The organism is Halomonas sp. CSM-2, assembly GCF_002119345.1.
In the GTDB taxonomy this organism is placed as follows: Bacteria; Pseudomonadota; Gammaproteobacteria; order Pseudomonadales; family Halomonadaceae; genus Vreelandella; species Vreelandella janggokensis.
On record NZ_NBYR01000009.1, the window covers coordinates 1 to 16,426 of the forward strand.

Genomic DNA, 16,426 nt, shown 5'->3' on the forward strand with positions numbered 1-16,426 from the left:
TCACGTCACTGGTGCGCATGCCAGCGTGGTGGGGAAGCGGCTGTCGATGCTGTCGACGCCAGCGATCTCGAAGCATTGCCCGATGATGGACAGCCCGGCGTGGCTAGTGAGGGTGCGGCGACTGGCGCGGAACTTTATGTTGGGCATGGCACTGTCTGGGTGAATGGCGATAATGGCTATATTGCCATGCAGGTCAGTGGGTTAGAAGTGCTTCCGGGGGCCGGTCTCACGGATTCAGGAACATTACTAAACTCAGGTTCTTTACCCATTTTTTCCGTATTTGCTTTGAAAGCAGTATCTCCATCTATTTCTAAGGATGTATGTAGCTCTGCACCGTGAAATATACCATCGAAGAAACTTTTAATTTTACTAAAATAGGGTAATTTTCTTACATCCTTCCCTTCCCAAAGGGCAAAATTTATCGAAATATTAAAGCTGGAGTTCTCTCCTGTATTTAATATCGGTCGAGTGTAGCTAAATGCAAAAATTCCTGAACAAGCAACTCCTTCAAACCGCATAGCCTTTGTCCCAAAATATGCCTTCCCATGCACATCATTAAACTGCTCTGTTACTTTGCTCTCTGTGTCTATTAGCCATATTCTATGTATAGCTTCTATACCATCTTTTCTTATTTCTACATACTCTGGCTTATCTGGCGAGCCACCGGGAAAGTTAAAACCTCTTGTATCAAAATATTTTGCTGGCAACTTAGCATCTTGCCCTTCTTCAAACATTTTCCTCAAAATTTCTACACCTTCCTCGCCCTTCACTTCAAAATTGAAAGTGACATCTTCCTTGGCATGATACTCATAAACAGTCTGCCCATCCTTGAAGTGGGTGGTAACTTCAAACCTTGGGTCGGATCTCTCTATTGCTCTGGCAGTTGCTGTGTGGACGTTTGATATTGCTTTTGTTAGAAGCTTTTGGGGATGACCAGTCAAAGCCATTGTAGTCAGATTTATTGCATCTTCGTCAGAAGGGAGCTTTGTGCCTTGTTCCCTGATTGCCGTTGTCTCAGCTTTTACCTTCCATTCTTTGAGTAATTTCGCTGTGTAACGGGCTTCATCACGATCAATAATTATTGAGCAGTTAGAACATAGCCATATCGCATTCGATATAGAACCTCGCTCAGATGATGTCATTGAGGGATCATAACGGGGTCCCCCAGGCGATGCTGCATGTATATGTGCAGCAACCCCTATGCTATTAACCCCCAACTCTGTATCTCCTGGTGCAGCTGTAGGCACACGGCAGGCAGGATTAGAGCAACGAAGAGCAACCCGTTGGCTCAGCTTGGTGATGTCTCCTTTCTTGAAATTGTCCCGAGCCATAATCCTTTCCTTTACTAATTTATAATTAGTTTACTCCAAAGAAAGGCTGGCTCAATAGAACCAGGCACACAACATTAATAAGCCTTTGAAATGTATGGAAAATCTTTTTTATTCAAAGAGTTGTGCATTAGGTATTGGACGTTACGTCATCAACAATCGCGACATACGCAGGCGGCGGTTTATCAATCACGAAAGCACCCGCCAGATTGGCAAAACGCGCCTGCCGGTTCAAGCGGCGCTGCGAAGGCCCCTGCTTGAGTCGACGGGCTTCGAGCACGGGCAAGCCGCTTCGCTTGGCGAGCTCGAAAGCCAACCAGTGCGCTTGATTGAACCCGCGGTCGCGAGCGCGCTCTGGCGTCATTGGCACGGGCAGTATCGCATCAAAGGGTGGCGACGGCAGGCTTTGTTGCATTAACTCACACAACAACATGCCAGCCCGAGGCCGGGCGTTAAATTTGAAATCGCGCACCAGTGCATTAACGGGAAATTCATAGCGTAACGCCACATAAGCAGCCTCGAAGGCAGGCCGCTTACTGAGGCAATGCCCGCACAAGAAGTGGTGATCGTTCGTTAACTGATCACCACAGCACGGACAGGCAGGTCTATTCCAGGGCAACTGCTCGAAACATTCCGAGCACCAGCTTGCGTCCCCTTCAAGCGGTGCCAAACAAAACACACAATAACCCGGCAGTCCCCGTTTTAGCAGAGCACTACCGGCAGCTACCCAGCGTTTCAATCGCATGAGCACTCCTTGGCTGGCGGCTTGTACACTTTATCATTGACTTTATATAAAAGATTGATAGTATACGCATCGTTCTGCGGATGTGGTGGAATTGGTAGACACGCTAGATTTAGGTTCTAGTGCCGTAAGGCGTGGGAGTTCAAGTCTCCCCATCCGCACCAATTAAGCATTATTTTTCAATCAGCTAGATTTATCCCCTCCTTGCTTTTAGTGCTCATATAGTCTGTTTTGGGCATGCTTCGGTCAGTTTCTTAGCCAACATTTGCATCCCTTCTAATCGTCTTTATCTGCTTTCTTACGTCCCCGCAATGCTTTTTTATTGCCCAACAAATCAGGTTTACCTGATTAAAATTGAACCACAACTCATTGGCTAACTGGATTTTTTAGCCTGTTGAGCTAGCTTTTGTTCTACTCGCTAACTCCAAACCATTAAACGGGCTAAGGAACAGACCTATGGACTGGCTTAACGGAAATAGTCAGGCGATTTCCGCCGCCACAAGCATCTTCACCGTTCTCCTTTGGTTATTTTACCTGCAGCTACTCTATAACGGCTACGTTCGCCAGCGGCGTCCACGCATCATTATCAATCGCGGCCTTGGCACCGGCCAGAATGCGCTTTGTCTAATAAGCAACATGAGTAGTGAATCCATCTACATTCAACATGTGGCAGCACTTCTTCATACCCAAGAAAGCAGCTACATGGTCGACGTCGCGGAGTACCAGGAAGAGAAAGAGAATGAGCAGGAAGGGAAATCCATCAGAAGTCACCAGGGGCCGCTAGCCTCTGGCGATTACCTGCATATGCAACGCTTTGCCGACATTGCCGATCAGATCTGCGCTACCTGGCAACTGGACAACACCATTTACGATCAGACCGGGCTTCAACTGGAGCTGCGAGTGATTGCCATCTATGGCTCGGAAGACAGGCCCGTCGGAGCGTCGCGGTCATTCTATCTAAGCGACCCATCCACTTCCGAAAAGACATTGATCCCCATCAGCGTGGATACCAAACGTCTCAACGGGCGGCTTCAGCGCCGTAAAGTAAAGCGCTGGGCTGAAGAAGTGGATAACCTTGAAACGAATCGCTAGCCCGGCGTTGGCCATACGCCACTATCAACACGGCACCCATGGACTATGGCTACAGCCGCAGCCCACCGTCGCACTCGATGATTCGACCAGAGAAATAATCATTATCGAGGATAAACGCCACGCTTTGCGCAATATTATCCGCCTCCCCCAGACGCCTTAACGGCACCTTTGAGGCAATGCGTTCCAGCATATCGGGGCGCATCGAGGCGGTCATGTCAGTATTGATGAAGCCCGGCGCCACCGTACCGGTGCGAATACCATAGCGCGCCAGCTCGCTTGCCCAGGTGACAGTCAATGCATGTACTCCCGCCTTCGCGGCCGCATAATTGCTCTGCCCGGGGTTACCCGCTTTAGAGATACTGGAAATATTGACGATCACGCCTTCATGCTGGGCTTCGATCATTTGCGTCGCCGCTTCTCGTCCGCACAAAAACACGCCCGTCAGGTTGATATCAATCACGCGCTGCCAGGCCGCCAGGGACATGCGTGTTTCCACCTGCCCCTCTTTGGCTTTCACCATGAGGGCATCGTCGGTAATGCCCGCATTATTGACACACCCGCTGACCGGACCCTGCTTCTCGGCAATGTCCGCAAATGCTTGCACCACTGATGCTTCATCGGCAACATCAACGACCACTCCCTGCGCATCGATCCCCTGCCGTGCCAATGTTGAGACAGCGCTATCCAGAGCTTCACCACTAATATCCAGCAACGCCAGCCGCGCTCCCTTCTGCCCCAGTTGCTGAGCCACGGCATAGCCCAGGCCTTGTGCACCTCCAGTTATCGCAATTACCCGACCATCCAGCTTCATTTAACGCTCCTTCCCGTCCGTTTTGATCACGTTGATACATCTCGTCGTTCAAACTGACACGCAAACCATCACCCGGCAATCCCCTAAAAGCGCAATGCAGCTTCGCTAGGCTATTTAGTCCGGCTTGTTTTTCAATCAGACTGTCACCATATCTATCACGACGTTTATTACGGAGTTAGTTATGCCCATTTTGGTGTTTGTTTCCCTGTTCACGCTGCTTGACTTTGTCATCCTGTTCTCGATTGGCAGCCAGATCGGTTTATTAATGACTCTGCTGCTGGTGATTGGCACCGGGGTCGTGGGTCTGCATCTTATTCGCAAGGAAGGCGTGGCAACGTTTGCCCGCGCTCGTCAGCGCATGCAGGCAGGTGAAATTCCCTCTAATGAGCTGTTTACCGGTGCCGCCCTGATATTTGGCGGTGCGTTATTAATGGCACCGGGTTTTCTCTCCGATGCCCTCGGCCTTGCCTGCCTTGTGCCGAATGCCCGTCGCCTGCTGTTTAAACTGCTTACCGCGCTGGGTTTAAAGGTCGCCACCCACCGCACGACCGGGCATGATCCGTCGTGGGCCTCTCATCAGGATGAGCCCCGCTATCGTCACAGCGAGAGCGCGTCGTCCACCGAAAAGCCGGAAGGACCGATCGAAGGGGATTTTATTAGCCGGGATGAGCCGAAACACCGCGGCTAGCGAATAGACAGCGCTTGAGATTTTTTTATTAGCGCCCCCTTGAAAGGCCACCCGCAGCCCCCACTTTTCAAACAGCACACAAGTTCGGTAACTGCTTCACTATAAAGTGGTTGCCATTTACAGCGAAGACATCTTGTCTTCATTTTTCGCGGGCACCGCCCACGAAAACTATCAACACTAACCGCCCTGATTGGGGCTTTGACGATACTCAGGAGAACGTAAGCATGAATATCCGTCCTTTGCACGATCGCGTCGTCGTTCGTCGCGTGGAAGAAGAGCAGAAAACCGCTGGCGGCATCGTGCTTCCGGGCAATGCGCAGGAAAAGCCTACCCGTGGTGAAGTTATCGCCGTTGGTAATGGCCGCATTCTGGAAAGCGGCGACGTTCGCCCCTTGGACGTGAAAGTTGGCGATAACGTGATCTTCAAAGACGGCTTTGGCGTTGAAAAGCAGAAAATCGACGGCGAAGAAGTCTTGATCATGAGCGAAGCCGATATTCTGGCAGTTGTCGAAGGCTGATCACCGCCTCGACCTATTACTTTCCCATTTCTTGAAATTTATTAGGAAGTAACGAACATGGCAGCTAAACAAGTCAAGTTTTCCGATGATGCTCGCAAGCGCATGGCGCGCGGTGTTGACGTTCTCGCCAATGCAGTGAAGGTCACACTGGGTCCGAAGGGACGCAATGTTGTTCTCGAAAAATCCTTTGGTGCACCGACCGTCACCAAAGACGGTGTATCGGTGGCCAAGGAAATCGAACTGAAAGACAAGTTCGAGAACATGGGCGCCCAGATGGTCAAGGAAGTTGCTTCGCAGACCTCTGACGTCGCGGGCGACGGCACCACCACCGCCACGGTTCTGGCCCAGGCTATTATCGCGGAAGGCCTGAAAGGCGTAACTGCCGGCATGAACCCGATGGACCTCAAGCGCGGTATTGACCATGCCGTCACGGCAGCCGTCAAAGAAATCCAGGCGATGTCAGTGCCCTGCACCGATACCAAATCCATCGCTCAGGTAGGCACCATCTCCGCTAACGGCGACAAGCGCATCGGTGAGATCATTGCCGAAGCAATGGAAAAAGTCGGTAAAGAAGGTGTCATCACCGTTGATGAAGGTCGTGGCTTCGAAGACGAACTGGAAGTCGTCGAAGGTATGCAGTTCGATCGTGGCTACCTGTCGCCCTACTTTGTGACCAACCAGGACACCATGTCCGTTGAACTGGAAGATCCTTACATCCTGTTAGTGGATAAGAAGATCTCCAACATCCGTGAGCTGCTGCCGGTTCTCGAAGCCGTTGCCAAGCAAGGCAAACCGCTTGCCATCGTTGCCGAAGACATCGAAGGCGAAGCGCTGGCCACGCTGGTCGTGAACAACATGCGCGGCATCGTGAAAGTCGCGGCCACCAAGGCGCCTGGCTTTGGCGATCGTCGCAAGGCGATGCTTCAGGATATTGCGATCCTCACCAACGGCACCGTGATTTCTGAAGAAGTTGGTCTGACCCTCGAGCAGGCGAACCTGGATCACCTGGGTACTGCCAAGCGCATGACCATGTCCAAGGAAAACACCACCATCATCGATGGCGCCGGCGTTGAAGCCGATATCGAAGCTCGCGTGGGTCAGATTCGCACCCAGATCGAAGACACGTCTTCCGATTACGACAAAGAGAAGCTGCAAGAGCGGGTTGCCAAACTGGCAGGCGGCGTTGCGGTTATCCGCGTCGGTGCGGCCACCGAAGTGGAAATGAAAGAGAAGAAAGCCCGCGTTGAAGATGCGCTGCATTCGACTCGCGCCGCCGTTGAAGAAGGCGTAGTGCCTGGCGGTGGTACCGCGCTTGTCCGCGTCATGGCCAAGGTACAGGGTCTGACGGGTGATAACGAAGACCAGAACCACGGCATCAACATGGCCCTGCGCGCCCTGCAGTCGCCGCTGCGTCAAATCGTCAGCAACGCTGGCGAAGAGCCCGCCGTCGTCATCAACCGCGTGAAGGACGCTGAAGGCAACTTCGGCTACAACGCGCAGACCGGTGAATTCGGGGACCTGTTTGAAATGGGCGTCCTCGACCCTGCCAAAGTAACGCGTTCTGCGCTGCAGTCTGCAGGCTCCGTTGCTGGCTTGATGATCACCACCGAGTGCATGATCGCCGACGATCCGGACGAGAAAGAAGCCGCTCCGGACATGGGTGGCATGGGCGGAATGGGTGGCATGGGCGGCATGATGTAAGCTGCCCCCGAGCCTTATCGCTCTGACGGTAAGCCGTCATCAAGAACCCCGCCTTGTGCGGGGTTCTTGTCGTTAAAGCGTGGTAAAATCGTCGTTTTCCATTCGCTATTCAGGCTGTCTTATCACCGTGCTTTCCAACATTCGCATTGTGCTGGTGCAAACCTTCCATCCCGGTAATATAGGCGCCACCGCCCGGGCCATGAAAACCATGGGGCTGACGAACCTGGTGCTGGTCAACCCCCGTCAATTTCCCGACGAGGAAGCCACCCGCCTTGCCGCCGGGGCGACAGACGTTATCGACAACGCCCGGGTCGTCACCCGGCTTGACGAAGCGGTGAGTGACTGTGTTCAGGTAGTAGGCGCCAGTGCGCGGCTTCGTAGCCTCCCCCTGCCCCATTTTGAAGAACCCGACGATATGGCCCAGGCGGTGACACAGAACGCGCAGCATGCGCCGGTAGCACTCGTGTTTGGCCGCGAACGCTCAGGGTTGACCAACGACGAGATTCGCTGCTGCACGCATCAAGTCAGCATTCCCGCCAACCCTGACTACGGCATCTTGAACCTCTCTCAAGCGGTGCAAATCCTTGCCTACGAAGTACACCGCGCATGGCGCAGGCGCGACGACAGCCACTATGTTTATCAGCAGCCGACTGAAACCACGCCGCCGAGCCGCGAACAATTCTTGTACTTTCAGGAGCACTTAGGGCGATTGATGCAGCAAAGCGGCTTTATCACCCAGCCCCATGCGCGCACTGAGGAACAGTTGCAAGCCCTGTTTACCCGCGCTCAGCCGAGCCGCAAAGAGCTTTCTCTGCTGCGTGGCTTGCTCAGCGCTTTCGAGTCCCACTTGCCGGATCGATAACTCGTGCCACACAGCCATCAACCCATCCATCGGGCACGGTGCGTAATACCTACCCACAAAAAAACGGCGAGCTTGTGCTCGCCGTTCGTCTATGCCGCTAACAGTTAGTGTGCGTAACACTGATTAACGGTCCAACCACGCCACCAGCGCTTCACCGGTGGCCGCTGAGGATGGCGGGTTTTGGCCGGTGATCAACTGACCATCTTCACGCACATAAGGCGTGAAGTCGTCTGCCTTGCTGTAAATACCGCCACATTGCTGAAGCGCATCTTCTACCAGATGAGGAACAACATCCGTCAGCCCCACGGCCTTTTCTTCACCGTTGGTAAAGCCGGTCACTTCACGACCTTTCACCAATGGTTCGCCATTCCTGTCCTTCGCATTGACGAGCACAATCGGCGCATGGCAGACCGAGGCCACCGGCTTACCTTGTGCGATAAAGGTTTCGATCAGCTTGATAGAATCTTTATCATCGACCAGATCCCACAGCGGGCCATGGCCTCCCGGATAGAACACGGCATCAAAGTCATCTGCTTTCATATCGCTCAGGCGATGCGTGGCGGCCAAGGCGGCATTGGCTTGCTCATCCTTTTTGAAGCGCCGCGTTTCATCGGTTTGGCCATCTTCGGCATCGCTTTTTGGATCAAGCGGCGGCTTGCCACCTTTCGGCGATGCCAACGTCACCTCGGCCCCGGCGTCCTTGAACACGTAGTAAGGCGCGGCAAGCTCTTCCAGCCAGAAACCCGTCTTTTCTCCGGTATCGCCCAACTGATCGTGAGACGTCAGTACTACCAAAATACGCTTGCTCATCTAAATTCTCCTAGCGTGATGCGTTCAAAACTCCGCCTAACACTCTTTTAGGTGGGGGCATGCCCCCTGAGTTGCAAGCCGAACCCGTCCGTCCTTGTTAGACGCCGCGCCCTGGATGGTTAAAGCATCATCGTCGCCAGCCAGCCAAAGCCGATAAGCGGTACGTTATAGTGCAAGAATGTCGGTACGACACTGTCCCACATGTGATCATGCTGACCGTCGACATTGAGGCCTGCCGTAGGACCGAGCGTAGAATCTGATGCGGGGGAGCCCGCGTCACCCAAGGCAGCAGCAGTGCCCACAAGTACGACGGTGGCCATGGGCGAGAAGCCGAACTGAACCGCTAACGGCACAAAAATAGCCGCGATAATGGGAATCGTCGAAAATGACGAGCCGATTCCCAGGGTGATAAACAACCCGACCAACAGCATAACCAGCGCAGCGAGCCCGCGATTATCGCCAAACAGGTCGACAGCACCCGCGACAAGCGTGTCGATATCGCCGGTGGTTTTCATGACTTCCGCAAAACCGGCCGCCGAAATCATGATAAAGCCAATCAACGCCATCATGCGCATGCCACTGGTAAACAAGTCATCGGCTTCGCGCCATTTAAAAATCCCCCCCAGCGACAGCAGCCCAATCCCTACCAAGCCGCCGAGGATCATCGAGCCGCTATAAAGCTGAAGCCCGAGAGCGGCGACAATGGCGACCCCGGACATGACCAGCCCAAGTGTGTGGGGCGTGGCGGGCGTGGCCGAATGTCCTGCCGGTGTATTGGCTAACGGCTTGACCGCATAATCGCGACGGCCGCGGTAGCTGAAAGTAAGCGCCACGACCAAACCAACAAGCATCCCGCCGACCGGTATGGCCATCGCCATGGGCAGCATCTCGCGGGTGATCTCCAGGCCCAGCGGTTCACCCGCACTCCTCAGGTTGGCCAGTAAAATATCATTGAGGAAGATAGCCCCAAAGCCCACAGGCAGCAGCATATAGGGGGCAGTCAAGCCGAATGTCAGGGCACAGGCTACCGCCCGACGGTCCAGCTGCAGGCGGTTCATGACGGTCAACAAGGGTGGTATCAATACCGGGATAAACGCGATATGCACGGGGATCACATTCTGAGACAGAATCGCGACCAGCACTACCGCGGCCAACAGCACCCACTTCACTCGATTCTGGTTGGCTGCATGGGTTTCTTTACCCAGCATCCTGATCAACACGTTGGCTAGCATGTCCGGCAGCCCGGAGCGGGAAATCGCCACGGCGAAAGCGCCCAGCGTCGCGTATGCAAGCGCCACCTGGGCACCGCCGCCCACCCCATCGTTGAATGCCTCGAGCGTCTGATCCAATGAGAGCCCGCCCACGAGCCCACCCACTAACGCGCCCACGACAAGGGCGAACACAACTGAAACTCGCGCGAGCGAGAGCGCGACCATCACAAGTACGGCAATAATTACGGCGTTCATCAATCTTCCTAAAATAGGCAGTGAGAAGTGGTAAGCGAGAAAACGCGGGATTTTATCAGAGAAAATCGCTATTCGCGGCGCCATTTACCCGATATATCACCAAGAACAACAGCTCCGCATTGCTGCCATGCAACACGAAGCCTGATATGTTGGTATCCTGGCTCTTGGATTAACTCAGATTCATGCTGCTCCGGAGCGCCCATGAGCACCTTTGCCATTGTCATTTCGCTGCTTCTGCTCATCTTCCTTGCCTACCGTGGGCTGACAGTTCTGCTGCTCGCCCCGCTGATGGCGGCGCTGGCGGTTACACTTTCGGGTGAAGCCGCCTTTTTGTTGCCGATGTATACCGACACTTTCATGGGGGCCCTCGGCAGTTTTGCCATTCAGTTTTTTCCGCTGTTCTTTCTGGGCGCCCTGTTTGGGCAGCTAATGTCGGATTCCGGCGCGGCTCAATCCATCGCCAACGGCATCGTCAATAAGCTGGGCACCCGTCATGTGGTACTGACGGTCGTGCTGGCCTGCGCCATTCTTACCTACGGCGGCGTTTCGTTATTTGTCGTAGCCTTTGCCATTTATCCCATCAGCCGCGAATTATTTCGCCGCACCGATATTCCCAAACGATTGATTCCAGGCGCGATTGCACTGGGATCTTTCACCTTTACCATGACCGCTCTACCCGGCACCCCGGCCATTCAGAACGCAATCCCCATTCCTTATTACGCCACCAACAGCTTTGCCGCTCCCGGCCTGGGAGTCATCGCCGGGCTCGTGATGCTCGGGCTGGGAATGGCCTACCTGCAATCCCGAGTAAAACGGGCGGCCGCACTGAATGAGGGCTACGGCCTTCATAAAGAACGCGAGACGGATGAAAGCGACTCACAGAATTCGCCACCCACCATGCGGTTAACCACGGCGCTGATTCCGTTGATCATGGTGATCGGTCTGAATGGCCTGCTGACGTACCTTGTTTTCCCATCGATGGACCTGAGTTTTATCAGCGATGAATTCGCCAGCGTAACGCCCGCCCGGCAGAGCGGCCTGTGGTCAATCTTGATCGCCCTGCTGAGCGCTTCCATATGGCTGGTCATCAGCCGCTGGCGACACTGGATAGCCCTGAAAGATACGGTTAATGGCGGCTGTGTCGACTCGTTGCTACCGATTTTCAACACCGCCTCCGTCGTCGGCTACGGTGCCGTGATTGCCAGCCTCGAGGGCTTTACCATCATTCGCGATACGGTGCTCAACGCATCGCCGGGTAATCCGCTGATTTCCGAAGCGCTGGCGATGAGCGTGCTGTCAGGTATTACCGGCTCCTCGTCGGGGGGCCTGTCGATTGCACTGGAAACGTTGGGCGGCGAATACCTGGCGATGGCACAAGCGGCCAACATCGACCCCGAGCTCATGCATCGCGTTGCCACACTGGCCGCCGGCGGCATGGATACACTGCCCCACTCTGGCGCCGTCATTACGCTGCTGACCATCTGCGGACTCACCCACCGACAGGCCTACGGCAACGTGGCCATGGTCACGATCGTGCTGCCTATCGCCGCACTGGTGAGCGTTATCACCCTCGGCACGCTGTTCGGCAGCTTCTAAAATAACCGCGCGCATGAGATAGTTAACCCAAAACCAGCGTTTGCAACCACGGGCCCAGCTTTTCGTGACCATTCCGTACCCTGAACACGTCGTGGTGGTCATCACCACGTCTATCACCGTCGTGCTCGCGGTTCTGCTGCACTACGAAGCCCTCTGGCTTATTTCCCGCCAGATTGAGCGATCACACAGACCCCACCGTCAGCGCATTCTGGCCATGGCATTCGGCGTTCTGATGACCCACATCGCCGAAATCTGGCTGTTTGGGCTTACAGGGTGGTGGTTGGTTGAGCTGCGAGGTATCGGCGCATTAAACGGCTATAGCGTTTTCAACCTGCTGGATCATATATTCTTCGCTGCCGTGACCTACACCACGGTGGGCTACGGCGACATTTATGCAACCGGCCCGATCCGTTTCTTGTATGGCACATTAGCGTTGACCGGTTTTGTCTTGATCACCTGGTCGGCGTCGTTCACGTTTGTCGAAATGCAAAAGCATTGGCGAGTAAGAAAATAACCTGTCTGTTCCATACGCTAGGGATTGTGCATGTTTGAAGTCATTATTTTATCGTTTGCCTTTATCTTCGGGATTATAGCTCGCCAACTCAGTCTGCCACCTCTGGTGGGTTTTTTAACGGCCGGTTTTGCACTTAATTTTGCCGGGCCCTATCTGGGTTTACCGACCGAGGCTGGCCCATTGCTCGAACACCTGGCGCATCTGGGCGTATTGCTGCTGTTATTCACCATTGGCTTGAAACTCAACCTAAAAAACCTCGTCGAACCTGCTGTGCTGGGCGGTGCTTTTATACACCTCAGCATCACCACCTTTACTTTCACTGCCGGCTTCGTGGTCTTGATGGGCCTGGCGCTTGATACCGCCATTCTGCTGTCCATTGCGCTATCATTTTCCAGCACGGTACTGGCTGCCAAGGTGCTCGAGGGCAAAAGAGAATTGCGGGCGCTGCATGGACGACTGGCTATCGGCATCCTGATTATCCAGGATCTGGTGGCACTGGCCGCCATCAGCATTTACAGCGGCCAGTCTCCCTCCTGGTGGGCACTTTGGATCCTGGCGCTGCCGCTACTACGGCCGGTGCTTTACTGGCTGATGAGCATTGCCCAGCACGATGAAATGCTGGTGCTGATGGGGGCAGTGTTGGCCATTGCCATCGGCGGCATGGGCTTTGATGTCGTGGGGCTCAGCGGCGAAGTGGGCGCTCTGGTGATGGGACTTTTGCTGGCCAAACATCCACGTGCCCAGGAAATGTCCAAGGCGCTCTGGGGGCTAAAGGAAATACTGCTGATCAGCTTTTTCCTGCAGATAGGCATGTCGGGCCTACCGGACGCTAATGCACTGATCTTCGCTGGCGTGATGGCAATGCTGCTGCCACTAAAACCGCGCTGTTTTTTGCCCTTCTGGTTATATTCAAGATCCGCGCCCGTAGCGCTTTTCTGGGGAGCCTCAGCCTCACAGCCTACAGCGAGTTCGGCCTGATCGTGGCGTCCAGCATTCTGGAAGAGTGGCTGGTACCGCTGGCGCTGACGGTGGCGCTTTCATTTATCATCTCCGCGCCGCTCAACCGAGTCGCCCACGCCCTGTTTGATCGTTACGAAGTCCGCCTGACCCGCTTTGAACGTCATTTACGCCATCCCGATGAGCAGCCCGTCACCCTCGGCGATGCCAAAATGATGGTGATTGGCATGGGCCGGACCGGCAGTGCCGCCTACGACTTTTTCGTCGAGAACCATTTGCGGGTGATCGGCATTGATTCTGACCCGAATAAAGTGGCGACCTCCGAGCGCGACATACGTTATGCCGATGTGGAAGATGTTGCTTTCTGGTCGCACCTGGATATTCATGCCCTTGAAGCCGTAATGCTGGCAACGCCCAACACTGAGAGTAAGCTGTTTGCCACTCGCCAGCTTCGTAAAGCGGGTTTTAAAGGTACGATCATTGCGGGTATCAACTATCCCGATGAAGAAGCCCCCTTGATGGCGGCTGGCGCTGACCAAACCTATTTGCTGATGGCCGGTGCCGGTATCGGTATCGCCGAAAAAACCTGGGAAAACCTACAGTCTACTGCGCCAATCAGGTTTTGAGGGCGTTAGCTCAACAAAAAAGCACCATGCAAATAGTTTAACCTTGGCTAACAATTATTCCAAAAAATACGTTACCATCCTAATCAACGTTTTTACTCACTCTGATATAGCCAACCTATATAGCCATTATGAGCGATCACGAACAGCCGCCATTGCCGCCTAATTCACGCCTAAGTGGCGATGCGCTGCCGCCTGTCGAGCAGCATGCACAACAGTACGAAACCGTGCGCAACGCCCACGAAACTGAACTGATCGAAGATTATGTGGAACTGATCGGGGATCTTTTGCGCCATCGTGGCGAAGCACGCGCGGCTGATATCGCCAGCCGCATGGCGGTTAGCCAGGCAACTGTATCGAAAATGATCCGACGTCTGAATGAGCTGGGGCTGGTAACGAGCCGTCCCTATCGGTCGCTCTTCTTGACTGAGGAAGGCCATAAAATGGCCGAAACCTCACGCGCACGTCATGATATTGTGCTGCATTTCCTGCGCGCCCTGGGCGTTCGCGACAACACCGCCCGCATTGATGCAGAGGGCATGGAGCATCACGTCAGCGATGAAACACTGGCCATCATGCGGCGTTTTACTGAAAAGCATCAGACATAAAACAGCCACTTCATTGTTTTTACGATTTTTTTACGACCTTGATACGGCTGAAAGCCGATTAACCTGGGCGATGTCACCATTCCAGATCATTTCCAGGTGAGTGGTCTGAATCATCTGCTTGACACGACGCGGCGTCATCAGCGCCCAACAGACACCTCCCTCGTGCCGCACCGAGTGATATCGCAGCCCCGTTCCAGTTGAACGACGTAATGCTTCGCCCAAGACCTGCGATGCCCGGTAATCATCAGCGCAATAGATGGGGTGGCTCGGTGCTAACACCAACCCATCTCGGCATCCCCCTTCATCGAACACACATTTCAGCCCTCTAAACACGAAGCGTTCATAGTGCAGCGACGGCACTTTTCGCCAGTACGCTTGCTGGTGATATTTTACTTCCGTAATCGCAGCAGTCAGTGAATCCGCGACATAGAGTACGCCAAAGCTGCCATCGCTAAAGCGCGAGCCATTAGGATTGACATGGGTAAACGGTGCGGTGGCATAAGAGCAGCCGCGAATGCCGAAGGGAATATCTTGAATTGGCAAAAGCCCCAAATCGCCAACCTCGTTTCGCAAGCGTGGATTGGTTAATGCCTGAAGCGCGTAGAGGGCTTCAAACTCCTCGGCATTGGCAACGTCGTCAAACAGCTCAATCGGTGGAAACTTGCTGTTGACCAGGCGGTAACTTTCCACCCGTTTTGCGGCACATGACGGCAGCTCGTCAGGCATTACCACTGGGCACTCCGCAGGCTATCGATACGCTTGAAGGTCTCGTAAAGCGCGGCAAAATCACCGCTACTGATAACGTCAAGCGGCGTGCGGCCGTTAAAATAGGGGTTGTAGTTGGCCATCGAGACAAACCCATACAGGTTATCAGGGTTCTCAAACAGCATGCGCAATGCCGCATGAATATTGAGCAGATAGCTAATTCGCGTAAGTTGATCGTTGTCGAGCTTGATTTCAGCCACGTCACCACGGCGTGCCCGGGCATAGGTACTGTGGGAAACACGCAAAATGGCTTCTCCCTGCTCACCGGTCGCGCGCCACTTATCCAGAATACGGACCGCTGCTTTCAGCCCTACCGCTGCCGCTGCCTTGTTATGAGCAAGTTCGTTTGCCGTTTGCATCGTCATCTCATGGCCCATTCTGCAAATACAATAAATCTATAAAGGTATCTACAGACAGTATACACCATTACCCTCTTTTCTGCCTTTTGCCGGCTGCGAGGCAGCCAACAAGCGCGCCAACATTTAATGATTCCCCATGGCCCGGGCGGGCATCCCCAACCGGCCGACACCCGGCAGCTTGATCGCCGGCCGCATGAAATCAATCCCCACGCCAAGCCCCAGGATATTCACCTCAACCCCCTCTTCCCGGGCGACAAGCAATCCCACCACACCCCCCAGAGAAAGCTGGTAACCGGTACCACTCGGCGCAGGGGCGAAAACACTGTCAAACAGGTAGTCTTTACCAATCGCCGTGATCGGCAGGGACACGTTGAACCCAGGCACCTCCCGAGCCACCCAGGCAATAAAGCTATTGCTGTTGGGTCCCGGCCACACGCGGTACAGATCAGCATAGGGAAAACGTGCCGCCGCATCGGCAATCCGGGGAATCATGGTTTGCGCTGGCTCGCCGCGGTAATCCGCCAGCAGTTCGGGCGCATTGCCAAACCATGAGCGGTCGGGTGTGTCGATCGACGATACCACCGTGGGGCGCCGCCAGCTCAGCACCTGGTGCAGCCGGTAGTAGTCAGCATTTTGCGCCTTGGTGGCAATCCAGATATGCACCCCGAAAGCTCCCCGCCAGTTGTAAGCGCGGGCGGCGTAAACCTGAACCACCGCCTCAGAGACCTCCTCAGGGGCCGGGGCAATCGCGGCGGAGGAACGGTCAAGCGCCGACCAGTGGCCTTCGGTAACGATCTGGTCGCTGGCCAACATCCAGACGGGGCCGGCCAGTAGCACCGCCAACATCACGATCAATACGGCCACCCAGCGCGTAAACGCCGCTAGCGTTTTCTTCATCTCTGACCTCGATTGACATCGGCCCCATTGGGTTCGGCAAATAAGCTAACCCGACGCTGAGCACAAATCGAGGCGCTGATCTAAACGCG

The 16,426-nt window shown here is 54.5% G+C and carries 18 protein-coding genes, 1 tRNA gene and 1 pseudogene; 11 read left to right on the forward strand and 9 right to left on the reverse strand.

Translation table 11 applies throughout. The features are described 5' to 3' along the window. From B7L15_RS20080 to B7L15_RS19335, 3 genes and pseudogenes are all read right to left on the reverse strand, one after another. Positions 1-147 (reverse strand): annotated as a pseudogene (locus B7L15_RS20080) (IS1380 family transposase); the annotation flags it as partial. 29 nt (positions 148-176) lie between these two features. Then, positions 177-1,331, reverse strand: coding sequence for a hypothetical protein (locus tag B7L15_RS09040; protein WP_139839361.1), 1,155 nt, complete (start codon positions 1,329-1,331; stop codon positions 177-179). Positions 1,332-1,458: 127 nt separating this feature from the next. Beyond that, positions 1,459-2,073 carry a ComF family protein gene (locus tag B7L15_RS19335; protein WP_139839362.1) on the reverse strand — a complete coding sequence of 205 codons (615 nt, stop codon included), beginning with the start codon at positions 2,071-2,073 and terminating at the stop codon, positions 1,459-1,461. Between the two features lie 76 nt (positions 2,074-2,149). Here B7L15_RS19335 and B7L15_RS09050 point away from each other — a divergent pair. Then, a tRNA-Leu gene (locus tag B7L15_RS09050) sits at positions 2,150-2,234 on the forward strand. A 292-nt stretch (positions 2,235-2,526) separates the two neighbouring features. Continuing rightward, positions 2,527-3,162, forward strand: a complete 636-nt coding sequence (locus tag B7L15_RS09055) for a hypothetical protein (RefSeq protein WP_085918666.1) — start codon at positions 2,527-2,529, stop codon at positions 3,160-3,162. Between the two features lie 49 nt (positions 3,163-3,211). Here the strand turns inward: B7L15_RS09055 and B7L15_RS09060 are convergent, their stop codons facing one another. Then, positions 3,212-3,973 carry an SDR family oxidoreductase gene (locus B7L15_RS09060; RefSeq protein WP_085918667.1) on the reverse strand — a complete coding sequence of 254 codons (762 nt, stop codon included), beginning with the start codon at positions 3,971-3,973 and terminating at the stop codon, positions 3,212-3,214. A gap of 181 nt (positions 3,974-4,154) precedes the next feature. Between B7L15_RS09060 and B7L15_RS09065 the strand changes: the two genes are divergently transcribed. From B7L15_RS09065 to B7L15_RS09080, 4 genes are all read left to right on the forward strand, one after another. Next, a complete protein-coding gene (locus B7L15_RS09065; protein ID WP_085918668.1) occupies positions 4,155-4,661 on the forward strand; it encodes an FxsA family protein in 507 nt (168 codons plus the stop codon). Between the two features lie 224 nt (positions 4,662-4,885). After that, entirely contained in the window at positions 4,886-5,179 is a 294-nt protein-coding gene (locus tag B7L15_RS09070; RefSeq protein ID WP_066320359.1) for a co-chaperone GroES, read from the forward strand. A 57-nt stretch (positions 5,180-5,236) separates the two neighbouring features. Then, the gene (gene groL, locus B7L15_RS09075) at positions 5,237-6,880 is read left to right on the forward strand and encodes a chaperonin GroEL (protein ID WP_085918669.1); all 1,644 of its coding nucleotides are present in this window, start codon (positions 5,237-5,239) and stop codon (positions 6,878-6,880) included. A 127-nt stretch (positions 6,881-7,007) separates the two neighbouring features. After that, entirely contained in the window at positions 7,008-7,742 is a 735-nt protein-coding gene (locus B7L15_RS09080; RefSeq protein WP_085918804.1) for an RNA methyltransferase, read from the forward strand. A gap of 123 nt (positions 7,743-7,865) precedes the next feature. Here the strand turns inward: B7L15_RS09080 and B7L15_RS09085 are convergent, their stop codons facing one another. Both B7L15_RS09085 and B7L15_RS09090 read right to left on the reverse strand, forming a co-directional pair. Next, complete coding sequence (locus B7L15_RS09085; RefSeq protein WP_085918670.1) at positions 7,866-8,552, reverse strand: type 1 glutamine amidotransferase domain-containing protein; 687 nt, start codon at positions 8,550-8,552, stop codon at positions 7,866-7,868. Positions 8,553-8,671: 119 nt separating this feature from the next. Continuing rightward, positions 8,672-10,018, reverse strand: coding sequence for a Na+/H+ antiporter family protein (locus B7L15_RS09090; RefSeq protein ID WP_085918671.1), 1,347 nt, complete (start codon positions 10,016-10,018; stop codon positions 8,672-8,674). Positions 10,019-10,219: 201 nt separating this feature from the next. On the opposite strand from B7L15_RS09090, the gene B7L15_RS09095 reads away from it, so the two are divergent. The 5 genes from B7L15_RS09095 (at position 10,220) to mntR (ending at position 14,316) form a co-directional block, all read left to right on the forward strand. Then, positions 10,220-11,614: a GntP family permease gene (locus B7L15_RS09095; RefSeq protein WP_085918672.1), complete on the forward strand. Its 1,395-nt coding sequence runs from the start codon at positions 10,220-10,222 to the stop codon at positions 11,612-11,614. Positions 11,615-11,705: 91 nt separating this feature from the next. Beyond that, positions 11,706-12,128 carry an ion channel gene (locus B7L15_RS09100; protein ID WP_254902901.1) on the forward strand — a complete coding sequence of 141 codons (423 nt, stop codon included), beginning with the start codon at positions 11,706-11,708 and terminating at the stop codon, positions 12,126-12,128. Positions 12,129-12,158: 30 nt separating this feature from the next. Next, complete coding sequence (locus tag B7L15_RS19780) at positions 12,159-13,106, forward strand: cation:proton antiporter domain-containing protein (protein WP_254902902.1); 948 nt, start codon at positions 12,159-12,161, stop codon at positions 13,104-13,106. 2 nt (positions 13,107-13,108) lie between these two features. Beyond that, complete coding sequence (locus tag B7L15_RS19785; RefSeq protein WP_254902903.1) at positions 13,109-13,711, forward strand: NAD(P)-binding protein; 603 nt, start codon at positions 13,109-13,111, stop codon at positions 13,709-13,711. Positions 13,712-13,839: 128 nt separating this feature from the next. Then, entirely contained in the window at positions 13,840-14,316 is a 477-nt protein-coding gene (mntR, locus tag B7L15_RS09110; RefSeq protein ID WP_085918673.1) for a manganese-binding transcriptional regulator MntR, read from the forward strand. Positions 14,317-14,346: 30 nt separating this feature from the next. On the opposite strand, the gene B7L15_RS09115 is transcribed toward mntR, so the two are convergent. From B7L15_RS09115 to B7L15_RS09125, 3 genes are all read right to left on the reverse strand, one after another. Then, positions 14,347-15,042 carry an RES family NAD+ phosphorylase gene (locus B7L15_RS09115; protein WP_085918674.1) on the reverse strand — a complete coding sequence of 232 codons (696 nt, stop codon included), beginning with the start codon at positions 15,040-15,042 and terminating at the stop codon, positions 14,347-14,349. Further along, positions 15,042-15,440, reverse strand: coding sequence for an antitoxin Xre-like helix-turn-helix domain-containing protein (locus B7L15_RS09120; RefSeq protein ID WP_085918675.1), 399 nt, complete (start codon positions 15,438-15,440; stop codon positions 15,042-15,044). The genes B7L15_RS09115 and B7L15_RS09120 overlap by 1 nt, the downstream gene beginning before the upstream one ends. A gap of 123 nt (positions 15,441-15,563) precedes the next feature. Beyond that, positions 15,564-16,337, reverse strand: a complete 774-nt coding sequence (locus B7L15_RS09125; RefSeq protein ID WP_085918676.1) for a DUF3750 domain-containing protein — start codon at positions 16,335-16,337, stop codon at positions 15,564-15,566. Positions 16,338-16,426 lie beyond the last annotated feature (89 nt).